Genomic DNA, 17,899 nt, shown 5'->3' with positions numbered 1-17,899 from the left:
GCTCCGGCCTTTCGGCTTTCGCGTTTCCCTTTCCGGCGGTTCCGACTCTATCAGATCCTTTCGGGCCTGACTCCCAGTCAGCGGGAGGTGTCTTCCCGGCTGTTGGGCCGTTCCGACGAGTGAGACTTTAGCGGATTCCTGGCTCCCGAGCTAATCGGGGGCGTTCCTTCGAACGCGGATTCCTCATTTCGCAAATACGCATGAAAACGAATCGAAGGCGAGTCCCCTGAGGGCGCACGACGTCGATCGCTTGAATGGTTCTTGCGGAATGGCTGCCCGGGGACCGACCATGTGGTCGACGCTCACGTCGGGCAACTCGGAGAACACTACGTAGCGGCTCCGGGGGTGTCAACTCCTGACGACGGGGCCCTGGAGGGCTACTCTGGCGGACGTGACTACACGTGCGTACGCCCAACTGTGGTGGGCCGCCTGACGGCGGCCGTACATACGCATGTACTCGACGGCCGCCGCTTCGGCGGCCGTTCTCGTTTCTCCCCCTGGAGGACCCGGAGCCCGGTCGTCGGGCCGGCGGTCCTGACCAGGAGGCGGAGAGATGACGAGGATCTTCAGCGGGGTCAAGCCGACGGGACACCTGACCCTGGGCAACTACCTGGGAGCCATCCGGCAGTGGGCTGAGGTCGATCAGTACCGGGCGGAGTCCCTCTTCAGCATTGTCGACCTGCACGCCCTGACCGTGGAGCACGATCCCGGGCGGGTGCGCAGGCTGAGTCGACAGGCGGCGACCCTGTTGCTCGCGTCGGGCATCGATCCCGAACGGGCCACCGTCTTCGTGCAGAGCCACGTGGACGAGCACGCCCGTCTCTCGTACCTGCTGGAGTGCGTCGCGTCGGACGGCGAGATGCGGCGGATGATCCAGTACAAGGAGAAGTCGGTCCTTGAGCAGGCGCGCGGCGGGAGCGTGCGGCTGTCATTGCTCACCTATCCGGTGCTGATGGCGGCGGACATCCTGGCGTACGACGCCGACGAGGTGCCGGTCGGTGAGGACCAGACCCAGCACGTGGAGCTGACGCGGGACCTGGCGGTGCGGTTCAACCAGCGCTATGGCCAGACGTTCGTGGTGCCGCGGGCCACGCCGCCGAAGGTCGCGGCGCGGGTCATGGATCTGCAGGACCCCACGTCGAAGATGGGCAAGTCCCACGACACGGGGGCCGGGATCATCTATCTGCTCGACGAGCCGGACGTGGTGCGCAAGAAGGTCATGCGGGCCGTCACGGACAGCGGCAGCGAGGTCGCGTTCGACCGGGAGTCGAAGCCGGGGGTCTCGAATCTGCTGGAGATCCTCGCGGCTTGCCGAGGTGGGAACCCGGAGGCCTTGAGCGGTGTATATGAGTCGTACGGCGCACTGAAAAAGGACACCGCCGAGGCCGTGGTGGAGCTGCTCAGGCCCGTACAGGAGCGGCACAAGGATCTGGTGGCGGACCCCATGTATGTGGAGGAGGTGTTGCGGCGGGGAGCTGAGCGGGCACGGGGCATGGCCAAGCCGACGGTGGACGGCGCCTATCGGGCGATCGGGCTGCTGCCGCCGGTGAGCGACGCGCGGTAGGCGTGGGGGCCGGCTGCGAGGCGGGAGGACGCGTGGCGCCGCGCGTTCGCCGCCTCGCCGCCGAAGCCCCTGGGGCAAGCGGCGATGGCGGCGGTGGCGGTGGCGGTGGCGAGCAGTGGCTGCGGCTGCGGCGGTGGCCTCAGCTGTTGTTGCCGGTGGCGAGTTCGCGGCTGCGGTCGCGGGCCGCTTCGAGGGCCGCGATGAGGGCCGCGCGAACACCGTGGTTCTCGAGCTCGCGGATGGCGTTGATCGTCGTGCCTGCGGGGGAGGTGACGTTCTCGCGGAGTTTCACCGGGTGCTCGCCGCTGTCGCGGAGCATGACGGACGCACCGATGGCCGCCTGGACGATCAGGTCGTGGGCCTTGTCGCGGGGGAGGCCGAGGAGGATGCCCGCGTCGGTCATGGCCTCGACCAGGAAGTAGAAGTACGCGGGGCCGGAGCCGGACAGGGCCGTGCAGGCGTCCTGCTGCGTCTCGGGGACACGGAGCGTCTTGCCGACGGCTCCGAAGATGGCCTCCGCGTGGGCGAGTGCGGCGGCGGAGGCGTGGCTGCCGGCGGAGATGACGGACATGCCTTCGTCGACGAGGACAGGAGTGTTGGGCATGACGCGGACGACCGGGGTGGACTCGGCGAGGCGCTCTTCGATGAAGGCGGTGGTGATACCGGCGGCGGCGCTGATGACCAGGCGGTCGGGGGTGACGTGCGGGGCGAGTTCGTCGAGCAGCTTGGCCATGTCCTGGGGCTTGCAGGCGAGGATCAGGGTGTCGGCCTGCTTGGCGGCGTCCGCGTTGCTGACGGGGGTGACGCCATAGCGGGTGCGGAGCTCGTCGGCGCGCTCCTGGCGGCGGGTGGTGACCAGGAGGTCGGCCGGTGCCCAGCCGCCGCGGATCATGCCGCTGAGCAGGGCTTCGCCGATCTTTCCGGTGCCGAGGACTGCGACTTTCTGGCTCGTGCTGCTGCTCATGAACGGTGGCCTCCGGGGTTGCGTCGTCCGGGGACCATCCTCGCATTGGGGTGCCGGGGGCAGCGGTGGTGTCCGGTGGGCGGGACACCCGGGACAGTCCGGGGGTCCGGGGGTCAGGCGGTGCGGCGGCGCAGGGTGGCCGCGCCCAGGGCGAGGACGAGGAGTGCGCAGCCCGCGACGATGACGACGTCGCGTACGAAGTCGCCGGTGATGTCGGGGTGGTGGAGGACTTCGTTCATGCCGTCGACGGCATACGACATGGGGAGGACGTTGGAGAACCATTCGAGGACCGGCTGCATGGTGTCGCGTGGGGCGAACAGGCCGCAGAGGAGGAGTTGGGGGAAGATCACCGCCGGCATGAACTGGACGGCCTGGAATTCGGAGGCGGCGAAGGCCGAGACGAAGAGTCCCAGCGCGGTGCCGAGAAGGGCGTCGAGCAGAGCGATCAGGAGCAGCAGCCAGGCGGAACCTGTGACGTCCAGGCCGAGGACCCACAGGGCGAGCCCGGTGGCGAGGGTCGACTGGACGACGGCCAGGGCGCCGAAGGCGAGGGCGTAGCCGGCGATGAGGTCGCCTTTGCCCAGGGGCATGGCGAGGAGGCGTTCGAGGGTGCCGGAGGTGCGTTCGCGGAGGGTGGCGATCGAGGTGACCAGGAACATCGTGATGAGGGGGAAGATCCCGAGGAGCGAGGCGCCGATGGAGTCGAAGGTCTGCGGGCTGCCGTCGAAGACGTAGCGCAGGAGGAGCAGCATCACGCAGGGGACCAGGATCATCAGCGCGATGGAGCGCGAGTCGTGGCGGAGTTGGCGCAGGACTCGGGCGGCGGAGGCAAGGGTGCGGTAGGTGCTCATCGGGGGCTCCTGGGCGGGACGGGCTGGCCGGTGTCGGCGGCGTCGACCAGGTGGAGGAAGGCTGCTTCGACCGTGTCGGAGTGGGTGCGGTCGCGCAGGGCGTCGGGGGTGTCGTCGGCGAGGAGTCGGCCTTCGCGCATGAGGAGGAGGTGGTGGCAGCGTTCCGCTTCGTCCATGACGTGGGAGGAGACGAGGAGGGTGGCGCCGCGGTCGGCGGCGATGGTGTGGAAGAGGTTCCAGAGGTCGCGGCGGAGCACGGGGTCGAGGCCGACGGTCGGTTCGTCGAGCACGAGGAGTTCGGGGGTTCCGAGGAGGGCGACCGCGAGGGAGACGCGGCTGCGCTGGCCGCCGGAGAGGTTGCCGGCCAGGGAGTCGGCGTGTGAGGCGAGGGCGACGTCGTCGAGGACGCGGGTGACGTGGTCGCGGCGGCGTTCGGCGGCGGTGCCGTGGCCGGGGTCGAGGACGGCCGCGAAGTAGTCGAGGTTCTGGCGGACGGTGAGGTCGTCGTAGACGGAGGGGTGCTGGGTGACGTAGCCGACGCGGGAGCGGAGGGTGGGGGCGCCCGCGGGGTGGCCGAGGACGTTCAGGGTGCCGGTGACCTTGGCCTGGGTGCCGACGATGGCCCGCATGAGTGTGGACTTGCCGCAGCCGGAGGGGCCGAGGAGTCCGGTGATCTGGCCGCGGGGGACGGTGAAGTCGAGGTCGCGCAGGACGGTGCGGGGGCCTCGGACGACGGTCAGTCCCTGGGCCAGCACGGCCGGGCTCTCGGCGGCGCGGGCGGGGGTGCCGGGGGGTGGTTGGTTGTCCGTCTGGTTCCGGCTTCCGGGGGTGGACCCGGGTGGTTCAGGGAGCTCCGGCGTGCTGGGGGGTGGTTCGGGGGTGCCGGGTGGCGCTTCCGGGGTGCCTGATGGTGGCTCGGGAGTGCCGGGTGGTGCTTCCCGGGTGCCCGATGGTGGCTCGGGGGTGCCGGTTCTGGGGTCCGTCGGGGTCGGCCGGTGGTTGGCCGGGTGGGCCGGGTGGGTCGGTGAAGTGTTGGGGCGGGCCGTCGGGGGCCTTTTATTCATCATGTGATGAATAGTGCTCCCGGCGGCCGGCTCCGTCAAGGCGACATGGGGGGGCTGTTCAGGTCGTGGGACGGGTGGCGACGAGGAGGTCCACGACGTAGCTCTCCTCGACGATCGCGTCGGGGAAGACCTTGAGCAGTTCGGCGCGTTCCGCGGCGAGGAAGGCGGCGGTGCGGTCCTCGTCGAGGACCAGGAACGCGGAGTGCGTGCCGAGGTTGGCGAGGTGGGTGTCGAGCGGCACGCGGCGGCTCCAGCGGAGCCGGTCGCGGCGGAAGGCGAGTGCGGTCGTCAGGTCACCGCGCTCGCCGGCGCGGGCGGCCGTGCGGTCGGCGGTGTGGCGGGCCTCGTCGTCCATACCGAGGAAGCGGGCGATGCGGGCGGTCTGTGCGTCGAGCCACGGGGTCTCGTGGTCGTGGATGTTCCACCACAGGGCGAGGGCGCCGCCGGGGCGCAGCACGCGTATGGCCTCGGGTACGGAGCGTTCCTGGACCGTCCAGTGCCAGGCCTGGGCGTACGTGAGGAAGTCGGCTGAGGCGTCGGCCAGCGGGAGGGCGTTGCCGTCACCGCGTACGAGGGGGATGTGCGGGAGTGTGCGGCGGAACTGTTGTGCCATACCCGTGCCCGGTTCGACCGCGAGAACCTCGGCGCCCCGCTCGGCCAGCAGGGCGGTGGCGATGCCGGTGCCCGCGCCGACGTCCACCACGCGTGCGCCCGCAAGGGGGCGGCCCGCGAGGCGCTCGACGGCGTCGAAGAGGGCGGGCGGGTAGGAGGGGCGGTACGCCGCGTACTGGGCGGCGGCCGCGTTGAAGGAGTGGGCCCGGGCGCGTGAGGAGGGGGTGGTGGAAGTCATGGGTCATCGTCGCGTGCGCAGCAACGAATGATCCAGCCCCCGCGCGCCCGGCCTCACTGGTCGGGTCGAGTCGAATCGAGTCGAGTCGAGTCCAGTCGGGGCCGGGGCCCGGGCTGCTCCCGGAGCGGCGACGTCGGTGTCAGCGCTTCCGCTTTTTGCGGGAGGGGTTGCCCGTGCGGCGGGAGGTGCGCTTTTCGTACTGGGCGCGGGCCGCCTCGTACTCCTCGCGGTGGAGTTTCTCGCCGGGGGCTTCCGAGAAGGAGCGGAAGAAGTGGGCGAGGAGGGTGCCGACGAAGCCGATGGTCATCAGGGAGCGGGCCGAGGCCTGGGATGCCGGGTCGTGGCGGCGACTGAACCCTTCCCAGGTACGGCGGAAAGCGACGGCGCTGCAGATCGCGAACATCAGGACGACGAGGAGGTTCACGAACTGGCCGACGTCGGCGATGGTCAGGCCCTCGTAGGCGAAGCGCAGCACGAAGCAGCCGGCGACCGCCGCGGCCAGGGAGCCGACGGCGACGCCGACCCGCCGGGCGCCGTAGCCGCCGTCGTGGGCGACCCAGGTCGTCCCGAAGAAGCGGATCGGCTCGGGCCGCGGGCCGGGTTCGGTGGCGCCGGAAGGGCGCGCCGGAGCGGTGGGGCCGTCTGTGCCGGTGGGGCTTTGGGTGCCGGATTCTTCGCTCACCGTTTGATTATGGCCTGCGGTTACGGGACATCCGCCGTCCCGGTTGGCGATGGCCTGCGGTTTCGGGACGTCCGCCGTCCCGGTTGGCGATGGGCTGCGGTTTGCGGTTGCGGGATACCCACCGTCCCGGTGGTTTCGTGTGCGTCCCACGCGTACAGGCACGCCCTATTCGTCCCCCGCCTTGCCAGGGCGCACCGCCCGGCGGTTAGTTTGGGCTGCGTAAGCGGCGAGGGTCCGCAGCGGGGAACACGGGGGAGGTCGGTGAGCATGTCGCTCCGTGGGGGAGACCCGGAGGAGATCGGCGGATATCCGCTCGAGGCGCGCCTCGGCTCGGGCGGTATGGGCACGGTCTTCCTGGCGCGTACGGCTTCGGGGCGTCCCGTCGCGATCAAGCTGATCCATCAGCAGTTCGCGGGTGACGAGGAGTTCCGCATCCGCTTCCGGCAGGAGGTCGCGGCGGCCCGCCGGGTCAGCGGCGCCTTCACCGCGGCGGTGATCGACGCGGATCCCGAGGCCGAGCACCCGTGGATGGCCACCACCTTCATCGAGGGCCACACGCTCGCGCAGCACATCGCGAAGAAGGGCCCCATCGACGGCGTCGAGCTGCGCCGTCTCGCCATCGGGCTCACGGAGGCGCTGCGCGACATCCACCGCGCGGGCGTCGTGCACCGGGACCTGAAGCCGTCGAACGTGGTCCTCTCCCCCGAGGGCCCCCGCGTCATCGACTTCGGCATCTCGCGCGCCGCGGACCAGCAGACGCTGACGATGACGGGGCGGGTGATCGGCACGCCGCCGTTCATGTCGCCGGAGCAGTTGCAGACGCCGCGCGGGGTCGGGCCGCGTTCCGATGTCTTCTCGCTGGCCACGCTGTTGGTCTACGCGGCTACGGGGCAGGGCCCCTTCGACGCGGACAGCCCGTACATGACGGCCTACCAGGTGGTCCACGAGGCGCCGGCGCTCGGCGCGGTGCCGGACGCGCTGCGGCGGGTGGTCGAGCCCTGCCTGGCGAAGGACCCCGACGACCGGCCCTCGGCGGACGAACTCCTCGTACGCCTGCGGGATCTGCCGGCCGATCTTGGTCCCGCCACCGGTCCGGCGGACGGCCCGCGCAGCATGCGGGAGACGGATACGCAGCACCACCTCTCGACGGACGACGACACTCCGGCGCCGGGTGCCGCTTCCCCGCCGCTCGCGGTGGACGGGGGCGCCGAGGACGCCGGCCGTGCCAAGGCAACCGCCGGCGGGGGGCGGATGCGGCGGCGCTGGCGGCCGGTGCTCGCCGCGGTCGTGGCCGTGGCTGCGATCGGCGGCGGGGTCGCGGTGATGCGGGCGGGCGGCTCGGACGGTCCCGGCGGCTCGGGCGGCAAGAGGACCGACATCGCGGCGGCCGGGGCGCGGCTGCCGGGCGGTTTCGCGCCGTGGCGCAAGACCGTGCCGGGCGGCCGCGCGGACATTCCGGACGAGTTGCGCTGTGAGGCGCGCGGTGACGCGCTGTTCTGCGGGGGCGGTGGCGTCGTCGCGGCCCGGCTCAGGCTCTCCGACGGCTCCCGGGTCTGGACGGAGAAAAGCCCCGGTGTCCCGGTGCAGGGCATGCATCTGGTGGGCGTCACCGACGACACGGTGCTCGGCTACCGCTTCGCGGCCGAGGGCGATGCGGCCAGTCCGCAGAGCGAGGTGGTCGCCGTCGACGCGGACAAGGGCAGGGAGCTCTGGTCGGTGCCGTCCGGCGCTCAGTCGACGGCCGTGACGGGACGTACGCAGGACGCCGTGGTGATCGGCTCGACCGTCGTCACGGTCGACGCGTCGAACACCCGCTTCGAGGCCCGGCGGGCGCACAGCGGGAAGGTCGCCTGGCAGGAACCATTCCCCTCGGGCACGCAGTGCGCCCCGGTCCCCTCGGGCACGCGGCTGTACGCGATGTGCGCGCCGGCCGCGGAACTGGCGGACAGCGAGGTGCGCCACCCCGTCCTGCGCACCGTCGACCTCTCCTCGGGAAGCCTCGGCAAGGCCATCACCGTCAAGGGCCCCGCCGTGCCGGTGGGCACCGCGGACGGCAGCCTCGTCCTCCTCCACCCGCGTCAGGAGGGGCCCGCGATCGTGGGCTACGACGAGGTGTCGCGGGTGGACCGGGCCTCGCAGAAGGTGACGTACTCCCGGCTCCCGAAGACGTACGACGGGACGCCCGGCATGGCCGAAGGAACCGTCTTCGTCAGCGGGCAGACCGGGCTCGTCACGGCGCTCGACCCGGCGACGGGCAGGAAGAAGTGGTCCCGGCAGACGAGCGTGGAAGGTGTGTCGGGGCCGGTGGCCGGGGACGGCGACGGCGCTCTGTACTTCAGCTCGGCCAGCGGCCGGGTCGTCGCTCTCTCGTCCCGTGCGGGCAAGCCGCTGTGGACGACGGATCCGAGGGCCGACGGCCTGGCGGGCGAGATGAACGCCAGCCCGCGCGTGACCGTCGCCGGGAGCGTGGTGGTCGTGGCGGCCGCGAAGAACACGGTGTTCGCCTTCGACGCGACGAAGCCGCCGAAGTCCGGCTGAGCTCCCGGGGCTCCGGGAACCGCGCGGACTCCGGCGGCCGCACCACCCGTGCGGCGCTCAGCAGCGCGGCGCCACGTACCCGTCGCTGCCCGTGCGGACGTACGTGTCCGAGACGTAGCGGCCGCTGCCGATCCGGTCCCACAGGTTCGACGTGCCGGTCGGGCCCGTGACCGTCTCGCCGGGCTTCTGGCAGGCGATGGTGACGCGGGTGCCCGCGCGGAGCCGGCCGACCTTGCCGTACGAAGTGCCGGGGCCGGAGCGGACGTTGACGTCCGCGGCGATGGCGTACGTCCGCGTGGCGGTGGCTTCCACGGCCTCGGCCGGCTCGATTGCCTCGGCCGGCTCGGCGGTCACTTCCGGCACCATCACGTTCTCGCTCACTGTGCTCTCCCCCCGTAAACGGCGGCGCGGGCCGCCCCTGGCGTGTTCTCCACACCAAGGACGCGCCCGCGCCCCAAAAGGTTTCCGTGCACCGGCGAACCGGCGACCCGGCGAACCAGCCGTCCGCGTCAGCCGAGCTTCGACACGTCCCGGACCGCGCCCTTGTCGGCGCTCGTCGCCATCGCCGCGTACGCGCGCAGGGCGGCGGACACCTTGCGCTCGCGGCCCTTCGGCTCGTACACACCGCCGAGGGCCTCGCGGCGGGCGGCCAGCTCCTCGTCCGGGACGAGGAGCTCGATCGAACGGCCGGGGATGTCGATGCGGATGCGGTCGCCGTCCTCGACGAGCGCGATCGTGCCGCCGGCCGCCGCCTCCGGCGACGCGTGGCCGATCGACAGACCCGACGTACCGCCGGAGAAGCGGCCGTCGGTGACCAGGGCGCAGACCTTGCCGAGGCCGCGGCCCTTCAGGAAGGAGGTGGGGTAGAGCATCTCCTGCATGCCGGGGCCGCCCTTGGGGCCCTCGTAGCGGATGACGACCACGTCGCCCGGCTGCACGGCCTTGTTGAGGATCTTCTCGACGGCCTCTTCCTGCGAGTCGCAGACGACCGCGGGGCCTTCGAAGGTCCAGATCGACTCGTCGACACCGGCGGTCTTCACGACGCAGCCGTCGACGGCGATGTTGCCCTTCAGGACGCCGAGGCCGCCGTCCTTCGAGTACGCGTGGGCGACGTCGCGGATGCAGCCGCCCGCGGCGTCCGTGTCGAGGGTGTCCCAGCGCTCGGACTGCGAGAACGCCTCGGCGGAGCGGCGGCAGCCGGGCGCCGCGTGCCACAGCTCGACGGCCTCGGCGGACGCGGAGCCGGAGCGGATGTCCCAGGCGTCCAGCCACTCCTTGATGGAGGGCGAGTGGACGGTGTGGACGTCCTCGTTGAGGAGGCCGCCGCGGTACAGCTCGCCGAGGAGCGCGGGGATGCCGCCGGCGCGGTGCACGTCCTCCATGTAGTACGTCGTGTCGCCCGCGACGTTCGGAGCGACCTTGGCCAGGCACGGGACGCGGCGCGAGACGGCGTCGATGTCGGTCAGGTCGTAGTCGACGCCGGCCTCCTGGGCGGCGGCCAGCAGGTGCAGGATCGTGTTCGTCGAGCCGCCCATGGCGATGTCGAGGGCCATGGCGTTCTCGAAGGCGGCGTGCGTGGCGATCGAGCGCGGCAGGACGGAGGCGTCGTCGCCGTCGTAGTACCGCTTGGTGATGTCGACGACCGTCTGTCCGGCCCGCTCGTACAGCGCCTTGCGGGCGGTGTGCGTGGCGAGGACCGAGCCGTTGCCCGGCAGGGAGAGGCCGATGGCCTCGGTCAGGCAGTTCATCGAGTTGGCGGTGAACATGCCGGAACAGGAGCCGCAGGTCGGGCAGGCGTTCTCCTCGATGCGGAGGATGTCCTCGTCCGAGATGCTTTCGTCCACGGCGTCGCTGATCGCGTTGACCAGGTCGAGCTTGCGGACCGTGCCGTCGACGAGGGTGGCCTTGCCGGCCTCCATCGGGCCGCCGGAGACGAAGACCGTCGGGATGTCGAGGCGCAGGGCGGCCATCAGCATGCCGGGGGTGATCTTGTCGCAGTTGGAGATGCAGATCAGGGCGTCGGCGCAGTGGGCCTCCACCATGTACTCCACGGAGTCCGCGATGAGGTCGCGGGACGGCAGGGAGTACAGCATTCCGCCGTGGCCCATCGCGATGCCGTCGTCCACCGCGATGGTGTTGAACTCGCGCGGGATGCCGCCGGCCTCGCGGATCGCGTCGGAGACGATGCGGCCGACCGGCTGCAGGTGGGTGTGGCCGGGCACGAACTCCGTGAAGGAGTTGGCCACCGCGATGATCGGCTTCCGCCCGATGTCGGCCCCGGGTACACCGGAGGCGCGCATAAGGGCGCGGGCGCCCGCCATGTTGCGGCCGTGGGTGACTGTGCGGGACCTGAGCTCGGGCATGGTCGCTCGCTCCTTCAAAGAATGGCGGGGACTCCGGCGATGTGCGGCAGGGATCCCGGCGATATACGGAGGGACAAGACTGATGTCGAGCGTACGCCGCGGCTCCACGATCCGGACAGAGTGTCCGGATGGCGGGACGGCCGTCTCACGCTCGGCCGTCTCACGCTCGGCCCTCTCCCGCCCGGCCGCCCTCTCACGCCCCCGTCAGATGCCCCTGCACCACCGGAGCCAGCCGCGCCACGAGCTGCTCCACGTCCGCCGAGGCCAGCGGCTCGACCTGGATCACGTACCGCAGCATGGCGACGCCCACCAGCTGCGCGGCGGCGAGCTCGGCCCGCAGCTCAGCGTCGGGCAGCTCCAGACGGCGCGCGATCCGTTCGAGGAGCTGGGTGGCGACGAGGCGGCGGAAGATCGATGCGGCGGTTTCGTTGTTCACCGCGGAGCGCACGATGGCGAGCAGCGGGGCGCGCGTCGCGGGGTTCTCCCAGATGCCGAGGACGAACCGGGTCAGGCGCTCGCCGACCCCGTCGAGCGGGCCCTCCTCGATGGCGGCAGGCGCTTCCAGCGCGGGCGCGAAGGCGACGGTGACAGCGGCCTCGAAGACCTGTTCCTTCGTGCCGAAGTAGTGGTGCACGAGCGCCGGGTCGACCCCGGCGGCCTTGGCGATGCCGCGCACGGACGCCTTCTCGTACCCGCGTGCGGAGAACTCCTCGCGGGCGGCCCGCAGGATCTGGTCGCGCGTCGCGGGGCCGTTCTCCGACTGCGTACGGGACGGGCGTCCCCGGCGGCGCGGGGCGGTCGCCTCCGACGGCGCGCCGGGGGTCATGAGCGGGGCACCTGCACCGCGGAGGCCAGGTGCAGCCGGGTGAAGGCGAGGGCCTCGGCGAGGTCCGCCTCGCGCTCGGCGCTGGACATCGCGCGCCGCGTGTTGACCTCGATGACGACGTGCCCGTCGAAGCCGCTGACCGCCAGGCGCTCCAGGAGCTCGGCGCAGGGCTGCGTGCCGCGGCCGGGGACGAGGTGCTCGTCCTTGGCGGAGCCCTTGCCGTCGGCGAGGTGGACGTGGCCGAGCCGGTCGCCCATGCGGTCGATCATCTCCATCGCGTCCGTGCGGGCGGTCGCGGTGTGCGAGAGGTCGACGGTGAAGTGGCGGTAGTCGTCCTTGGTGACGTCCCAGTCGGGGGCGTACGCGAGCATCTCGCGGTCGCGGTAGCGCCAGGGGTACATGTTCTCGACGGCGAACCGCACGTCCGTCTCGTCGGCCATCCGCCAGATTCCGTCGACGAAGTCGCGGGCGTACTGCCGCTGCCAGCGGAAGGGCGGGTGCACGACGACGGTCGAGGCGTCGAGCTTCTCCGCGGCGGCCTTCGCGCGCTGCAGCTTGACCCACGGGTCCGTGGACCAGACGCGCTGGGTGATGAGGAGACAGGGCGCGTGGACGGCGAGGATCGGGATCTGGTGGTAGTCGCTCAGTCTGCGCAGCGCCTCTATGTCCTGGCTGACCGGGTCGGTCCAGACCATGACCTCGACGCCGTCGTAGCCCAGGCGCGCGGCGATCTCGAAGGCCGTCGCCGTCGACTCCGGATAGACCGAGGCCGTCGACAGGGCGACCTTCGCATCCGGGATGCGCACCACTGGTTCTGCCACGAGGAACAGCGTACGGGCCCCGTCCTGGCGCGGGGGAGGTGGCCTCCCGTCGCCCTGGTCAGAGCGCATCGCGCCCGCTCACGACGGCGGCAGGTGGTCGAGCCTGCGCAGGATCACGCCCTCGCGCAGGGCCCACGGGCAGATCTCCAGCGCCTCGACCCCGAAGAGGTCCATCGCGCCCTCCGCGACGAGCGCCCCCGCGAGCAGCTGGCCGGCCCGCCCCTCGGAGACGCCGGGCAGTTCCGCGCGCTCGCGCGTGGTCATCGCGGCGAGCTGCGGCACCCACTCCTCCAGGGACTTCCGCTTCAGCTCGCGCTGTACGTAGGGGCCCTCCGCCGAGCGGGCGGCCCCCGTCAGCCGGGCGAGCTGCTTGAACGTCTTCGACGTCGCCACGATGTGGTCGGGGGTGCCGAAGCGGGCGAACTCCCCCACCGTGCGGGCGATCTGCGCGCGCACGTGCCGCCGCAGCGCCTTCACGTCGGAGGGGTCCGGCGGGTCCGCGGGCAGCCAGGCGGCGGTGAGGCGGCCCGCGCCGAGCGGCAGGCTCGTCGCGGCGTCCGGCTCCTCGTCCATGCCGTACGCGATCTCCAGGGAGCCGCCGCCGATGTCGAGGACGAGCAGCTTGCCCGCGGACCAGCCGAACCAGCGCCGGGCGGCCAGGAAGGTCAGCCGGGCCTCCTCCTCGCCGGACAGGACCTGGAGGTCGACCCCGGTCTCCTCCGTGACGCGGGCGAGGACCGCGTCGGCGTTGGTCGCGTCGCGCACCGCGGAGGTGGCGAACGGCAGCACTTCCTCGACGCCCTTGTCCTCCGCGGCCTCCATCGCCTCGCGGACGACGGCGACCAGCCGGTCGACGCCGTCCGCCCCGATGGCCCCGGCGGGGTCGAGGAGTTGGGCGAGGCGCAGATCGGCCTTGTGCGAGTGTGCGGGCAGCGGGCACGCACCGGGGTGGGCGTCGACCACGAGCAGATGCACCGTGTTCGACCCCACGTCGAGGACACCGAGTCTCATATAAGGAACGCTACGCCGCGCGGGCCGATCGTCTGGCCTCGGGCGGTCCACTGCCCGCATACCCTGGAGACGTGCCAAAGACGAAAAAGACGAAGGCCGACAAATCGAAGTCGGCGAAGGCCGAGAAGGTGGGCAGGCCGGAGAAGAACGAGAAGGTGGGAAAGTCCGGGAAGCCGGCAAAGACCAAGAAGGCCGCTCCGGACGAGAAGGGTCTTGACTTCGCCCGCGCCTGGGTGGAGTTCCCTGATCCCGCGGACGACGAGCAGCTTTTCCGTTGCGATCTGACATGGCTGACCTCTCGCTGGAACTGCATCTTCGGCAGCGGCTGTCAGGGCATTCAGGCGGGCCGCGCGGACGACGGCTGCTGCACGCTGGGTGCCCACTTCTCGGACGATGACGACGAGAAGCGGGTGGCGGAGTACGTCGACCGGCTCACGCCCGACATCTGGCAGCACCACGACGTGGGCCGGGAGACCGGCTGGGTCGCCACGGACGAGGACGGCGACCGCCAGACCCGTCCGTACAACGGCTCGTGCATCTTCCAGAACCGCCCCGGCTTCGCGGGCGGCGCCGGCTGCTCGCTGCACATCCTGGCGCTGCGGGAGGGCCGCGAGCCGCTGGAGACGAAGCCGGACGTCTGCTGGCAGCTGCCGGTGCGCAGGACGTACGAGTGGATCGACCGGCCCGACGACACCCGCGTCCTCCAGGTGTCGATCGGTGAGTACGACCGGCGGGGCTGGGGCCCCGGCGGCCACGATCTGCACTGGTGGTGCACGTCGGCGACGTCGGCGCACGGCGCGGGCGACCCGGTGTACGTCTCCTACCGCCCGGAGCTGATCGAGCTGATGGGCAAGGCGGGGTACGACCGGCTCGTGGAGCTGTGCGAGGAGCGGCTGGCCTCGCAACTGCCGCTCCTGGCACCGCATCCGGCGGACCCCGAGTCCTCTTGAGATCAGCTCGTGCCCGGCTCGCCGCTGCCGTCGCCGGGAGGCGGTGACGAGTCGCCCGGGCCGGGCTCGGACGGTGTGGGCGTCGGGTCCGTGGGGGTCGGTGTGGGGTCGGGGTCGGACGGGCCCGGGTCGGAGGGGCCCGGATCCGACGGGCCGGGGTAGGACGGTCCCGGGACGGAGGGGCCGGGGTGCGTGGGCCGCGGGCCCGGACCGGGACGGCCCGGCGGACGCCCGTCTCCGTGGCCGTCGATCGAGATGATCGCGCCGGAGGGCGCGATGGCGACCCGCGCGCTCCAGTGCCCCGACGGCTCGCGGGTGTGATCGACGTACACCTGGACCGTGACCGACTCCCCCGGCGCGAGCGTCCCCGACGAGCGGCTCAGATAGAGCCAGGACGCGCTTTCGCTCGCCGACCAGTGGACCGGTGAACCGCCGGACGCCGTCAGCGTGATGAGGGTGGTGTCGCCGCTCGGCCTGGCCTCGACGGTGAGGCGGCCGGGGCCGGTCGACGAGCGGGACTTGGATCCGCCGCCGATGACCTCTACGGAGACGTCGGACGAACGGCTGTCAGCGGAGAATCGAGGTTGGGGGCCCTTGCGGGCGTTGCCCGCGTTCTCGTAGTCGTCGCGGGCGTGGCCGCTGCCGGGGCCGCCCTCGCTCGCGCTGACCGAACGGCCGTCGTGGCCCTCGCCGGTGAGCGGCGCTCCTCGGTAGGCGGCCCAGAGCGCGAGCACCGGGGCGGCCACCACGGTGGCGACGACGGTCGTCGTGACGGCACGCGCGCGGAGGCGGTCGCGGCGGGCGGCGTGGTCCTTGGGGTCCATCGGAAAGCCGCGCCTGTCGTAACGGGGGCCGCCGCCACGCGCGCGTGGGACGTGCGCCATCGCCATGTGGAGGGCGGCTCGGGGCGCCTCGACGATGGGGAGCGCGGCCGGGCTGACGGCTGTGCCCGGCCAGGCGCTCGCGCCGGCGCGCTCGGCGGTGCGGCGGCAGCGCGGGCAGTCGTCGACGTGCCGGACGAGCTCGCGGCGCAGGGCGGTGCCGAGCAGCAGCTGGTTGTCGCCGGTGATGCGGGCCACGATGGGGCAGCTGCCGGTCTCCACGACGGCGAGTGCGGCGCGGGTGCGCTCCACCTCGCAGGCGGCGGAGGCGAGCAGGCCGCGGGCCTTGGTGAGGTCCATGCCGAGGACGGCGGCGACCTCGGCGGGGGTGAGCCGGTGGCGCACGGCCAGCTCCAGGGCCTCGCGCTGCTCGGGGGTGGTGCCCGCGGCCTCCGGCCAGGCCAGCTTGGCCAGTTCCCCGCGCCGCTGCCGCGCGGTCTCCTGCGACGGCTCGGTTTCCCGCGACGGCTCGGTCTCCTGCCGTGGCGACGGCTGCTCCGCCGGTCGCGTCGGCTCTTTCGGGGATTGCGTCGGCTTTTTCGGGGACTGGTCCCCGCCGTGTGCGTGCCGTCCCTCGCGGCTGCGCTTGGCCTCGGCCAGCCGGCGCAGGCAGACCCAGCGCGCGAGGGCGTAGAGCCAGGCCCTGAGGTCGCCCTCCGCCTCGGGGCCGCGGGCGCCGCGGCGCTCGGCGTGGTGGAGCACGTCCCCCAGCGCCGCGGTCGCCGCGTCGTGGTCGCAGAGCACGGACAGGCAGTACGTGAACAGGCCGTCCAGACACGGTTCGTAGCGCGCGGACGGGGTGGCCCGGGGCGCCGGGCGTGGCACCACGCGCTTGCGCGCGACACGGTGCGCCCGGTGTGCGCCGGTTGCGTTCGTGGGAGTTTCCGGCCTGCTGCTCATCACCCGTGCGAAGTTAGGCGGATGATGCAGGTCCCTTCTGCCCTCTCCGGCACATTTAACCCTTACGGGTGAACAGATCCCTCAAAAGGGGACAGGAACCCCGGATTCCGTGGACGGGGCCGCCTCGACCCACGGCCGGAGTGGCCGGAGTCCGCTGCCGGGGCGGCGATGTCAGTGGGCTCGGCTACGGTTCCGACCATGGCTGCCCGTACGAAATCCACCAAGGACCGGCCGTCCTACCGCTGCACCGAGTGCGGCTGGCAGACGGCCAAGTGGCTCGGCCGCTGCCCGGAGTGCCAGGCCTGGGGCACGGTCGAGGAGTACGGCGCGCCCGCGGTCCGCACCACCGCCCCCGGCCGGGTCACCTCCTCCGCCGTCCCGATCGGCGAGGTCGACGGCCGCCAGGCCACCGCCCGCTCCACCGGCGTGCCCGAGCTGGACCGCGTGCTCGGCGGCGGCCTGGTCCCCGGCGCCGTGGTGCTGCTCGCGGGCGAGCCGGGCGTCGGCAAGTCCACGCTGCTCCTCGACGTCTCGGCGAAGGCGGCCAGCGAGGCGCACCGCACGCTCTATGTGACCGGCGAGGAGTCCGCGAGCCAGGTCCGGCTGCGCGCCGACCGCATCGGCGCGATCGACGACCATCTGTATCTGGCGGCGGAGACCGACCTGTCCGCCGTCCTCGGCCACTTGGACGCGGTCAAGCCCTCGCTCCTCGTCCTCGACTCGGTCCAGACGGTCGCCTCGCCCGAGATCGACGGGGCGCCCGGCGGCATGGCGCAGGTCCGCGAGGTCGCGGGCGCGCTGATCCGCGCCTCCAAGGAGCGCGGCATGTCCACGCTCCTGGTCGGCCACGTCACCAAGGACGGCGCGATCGCGGGCCCCCGCCTCCTGGAGCATCTCGTCGACGTGGTCCTGCAGTTCGAGGGCGACCGGCACGCCCGCCTGCGCCTCGTGCGAGGCGTCAAGAACCGGTACGGGACGACGGACGAGGTCGGCTGCTTCGAGCTCCACGACGAGGGCATCACCGGCCTCGCCGACCCCAGCGGCCTCTTCCTCACCCGCCGCGCCGAGCCCGTCCCCGGCACCTGCCTGACCGTCACCCTCGAAGGCCGCCGCCCCCTGGTCGCCGAGGTCCAGGCGCTCACGGTCGACTCGCAGATCCCCAGCCCCCGGCGCACCACCTCCGGCCTGGAGACCTCCCGCGTCTCGATGATGCTGGCCGTCCTCGAGCAGCGCGGCCGCATCACGGCCCTCGGCAAGCGCGACATCTACAGCGCGACGGTCGGCGGCGTGAAGCTCTCCGAGCCCGCCGCGGACCTCGCCGTCGCCCTCGCCCTGGCCAGCGCGGCCAGCGACACCCCGCTGCCGAAGAACCTCGTCGCGATCGGCGAGGTCGGCCTGGCGGGCGAGGTCAGACGGGTCACGGGCGTCCAGCGCAGACTGGCCGAGGCCCACCGCCTGGGCTTCACCCACGCCCTCGTGCCGTCCGACCCCGGCAGGGTTCCCGCCGGTATGAAGGTCATCGAAGTCGCCGACATGGGGGACGCCCTCCGTGTCCTTCCGAGATCCCGTCGCCGAGAGGCCCCACGGGAGGAGGAAGAGCGCCGGTAGACTTTGCCCTGGTCTCGCCCATCCGT

At 72.2% G+C, this 17,899-nt stretch carries 15 protein-coding genes; 4 read left to right on the top strand and 11 right to left on the bottom strand.

What is annotated here, in order from left to right; all coding sequences use genetic code 11:
- Window positions 1-553: 553 nt before the first annotated feature.
- Window positions 554-1,564, top strand: coding sequence for a tryptophan--tRNA ligase (gene trpS, locus ACH4D5_RS16205; protein WP_398302586.1), 1,011 nt, complete (start codon window positions 554-556; stop codon window positions 1,562-1,564).
- A 139-nt stretch (window positions 1,565-1,703) separates the two neighbouring features.
- Here trpS and proC read toward each other — a convergent pair whose 3' ends face one another.
- From proC to ACH4D5_RS16180, 5 genes are all read right to left on the bottom strand, one after another.
- Window positions 1,704-2,528 (bottom strand): pyrroline-5-carboxylate reductase, encoded by an 825-nt coding sequence (gene proC / locus ACH4D5_RS16200; protein WP_398302584.1) that lies wholly within the window; start codon window positions 2,526-2,528, stop codon window positions 1,704-1,706.
- 113 nt (window positions 2,529-2,641) lie between these two features.
- Window positions 2,642-3,379 carry an ABC transporter permease gene (locus tag ACH4D5_RS16195; protein WP_398302582.1) on the bottom strand — a complete coding sequence of 246 codons (738 nt, stop codon included), beginning with the start codon at window positions 3,377-3,379 and terminating at the stop codon, window positions 2,642-2,644.
- Window positions 3,376-4,134, bottom strand: coding sequence for an ABC transporter ATP-binding protein (locus ACH4D5_RS16190; protein WP_398302580.1), 759 nt, complete (start codon window positions 4,132-4,134; stop codon window positions 3,376-3,378). Before ACH4D5_RS16190 ends, ACH4D5_RS16195 begins: the two co-directional genes overlap by 4 nt.
- Window positions 4,135-4,501: 367 nt before the next feature.
- Window positions 4,502-5,293 (bottom strand): class I SAM-dependent methyltransferase, encoded by a 792-nt coding sequence (locus ACH4D5_RS16185; protein ID WP_398302578.1) that lies wholly within the window; start codon window positions 5,291-5,293, stop codon window positions 4,502-4,504.
- Window positions 5,294-5,432: 139 nt separating this feature from the next.
- The gene (locus ACH4D5_RS16180; protein ID WP_398302576.1) at window positions 5,433-5,975 is read right to left on the bottom strand and encodes an EamA/RhaT family transporter; all 543 of its coding nucleotides are present in this window, start codon (window positions 5,973-5,975) and stop codon (window positions 5,433-5,435) included.
- Between the two features lie 267 nt (window positions 5,976-6,242).
- Between ACH4D5_RS16180 and ACH4D5_RS16175 the strand changes: the two genes are divergently transcribed.
- Window positions 6,243-8,513 carry a serine/threonine-protein kinase gene (locus ACH4D5_RS16175; protein ID WP_398302574.1) on the top strand — a complete coding sequence of 757 codons (2,271 nt, stop codon included), beginning with the start codon at window positions 6,243-6,245 and terminating at the stop codon, window positions 8,511-8,513.
- Window positions 8,514-8,570: 57 nt separating this feature from the next.
- On the opposite strand, the gene ACH4D5_RS16170 is transcribed toward ACH4D5_RS16175, so the two are convergent.
- The 5 genes from ACH4D5_RS16170 to ACH4D5_RS16150 all read right to left on the bottom strand — a co-directional run bounded on the left by ACH4D5_RS16170 (window position 8,571) and on the right by ACH4D5_RS16150 (window position 13,534).
- Window positions 8,571-8,879 carry an SH3 domain-containing protein gene (locus ACH4D5_RS16170; RefSeq protein ID WP_398302656.1) on the bottom strand — a complete coding sequence of 103 codons (309 nt, stop codon included), beginning with the start codon at window positions 8,877-8,879 and terminating at the stop codon, window positions 8,571-8,573.
- Window positions 8,880-9,022: 143 nt separating this feature from the next.
- On the bottom strand, window positions 9,023-10,876 hold the full coding sequence (gene ilvD, locus ACH4D5_RS16165; RefSeq protein ID WP_398302572.1) for a dihydroxy-acid dehydratase: 1,854 nt from the start codon (window positions 10,874-10,876) through the stop codon (window positions 9,023-9,025).
- A 193-nt stretch (window positions 10,877-11,069) separates the two neighbouring features.
- The gene (locus ACH4D5_RS16160) at window positions 11,070-11,702 is read right to left on the bottom strand and encodes a TetR family transcriptional regulator (protein WP_398302570.1); all 633 of its coding nucleotides are present in this window, start codon (window positions 11,700-11,702) and stop codon (window positions 11,070-11,072) included.
- Window positions 11,699-12,523 carry a sugar phosphate isomerase/epimerase family protein gene (locus tag ACH4D5_RS16155; RefSeq protein ID WP_398302568.1) on the bottom strand — a complete coding sequence of 275 codons (825 nt, stop codon included), beginning with the start codon at window positions 12,521-12,523 and terminating at the stop codon, window positions 11,699-11,701. Before ACH4D5_RS16155 ends, ACH4D5_RS16160 begins: the two co-directional genes overlap by 4 nt.
- Window positions 12,524-12,601: 78 nt before the next feature.
- Window positions 12,602-13,534: a Ppx/GppA family phosphatase gene (locus tag ACH4D5_RS16150; RefSeq protein WP_398302566.1), complete on the bottom strand. Its 933-nt coding sequence runs from the start codon at window positions 13,532-13,534 to the stop codon at window positions 12,602-12,604.
- A gap of 71 nt (window positions 13,535-13,605) precedes the next feature.
- Here ACH4D5_RS16150 and ACH4D5_RS16145 point away from each other — a divergent pair, with 71 nt between their 5' ends.
- Window positions 13,606-14,484: a hypothetical protein gene (locus tag ACH4D5_RS16145; RefSeq protein WP_398302564.1), complete on the top strand. Its 879-nt coding sequence runs from the start codon at window positions 13,606-13,608 to the stop codon at window positions 14,482-14,484.
- A gap of 2 nt (window positions 14,485-14,486) precedes the next feature.
- Here the strand turns inward: ACH4D5_RS16145 and ACH4D5_RS16140 are convergent, their stop codons facing one another.
- The gene (locus tag ACH4D5_RS16140) at window positions 14,487-16,265 is read right to left on the bottom strand and encodes a hypothetical protein (RefSeq protein WP_398302562.1); all 1,779 of its coding nucleotides are present in this window, start codon (window positions 16,263-16,265) and stop codon (window positions 14,487-14,489) included.
- A 198-nt stretch (window positions 16,266-16,463) separates the two neighbouring features.
- Here ACH4D5_RS16140 and radA point away from each other — a divergent pair, with 198 nt between their 5' ends.
- The gene (gene radA, locus ACH4D5_RS16135) at window positions 16,464-17,873 is read left to right on the top strand and encodes a DNA repair protein RadA (protein ID WP_398302560.1); all 1,410 of its coding nucleotides are present in this window, start codon (window positions 16,464-16,466) and stop codon (window positions 17,871-17,873) included.
- Window positions 17,874-17,899 lie beyond the last annotated feature (26 nt).

This window comes from Streptomyces sp. NPDC018029 (assembly GCF_044327655.1).
In the GTDB taxonomy this organism is placed as follows: domain Bacteria; phylum Actinomycetota; class Actinomycetes; order Streptomycetales; family Streptomycetaceae; genus Streptomyces.
This window is presented reverse-complemented; position numbering and strand designations above follow the sequence as displayed.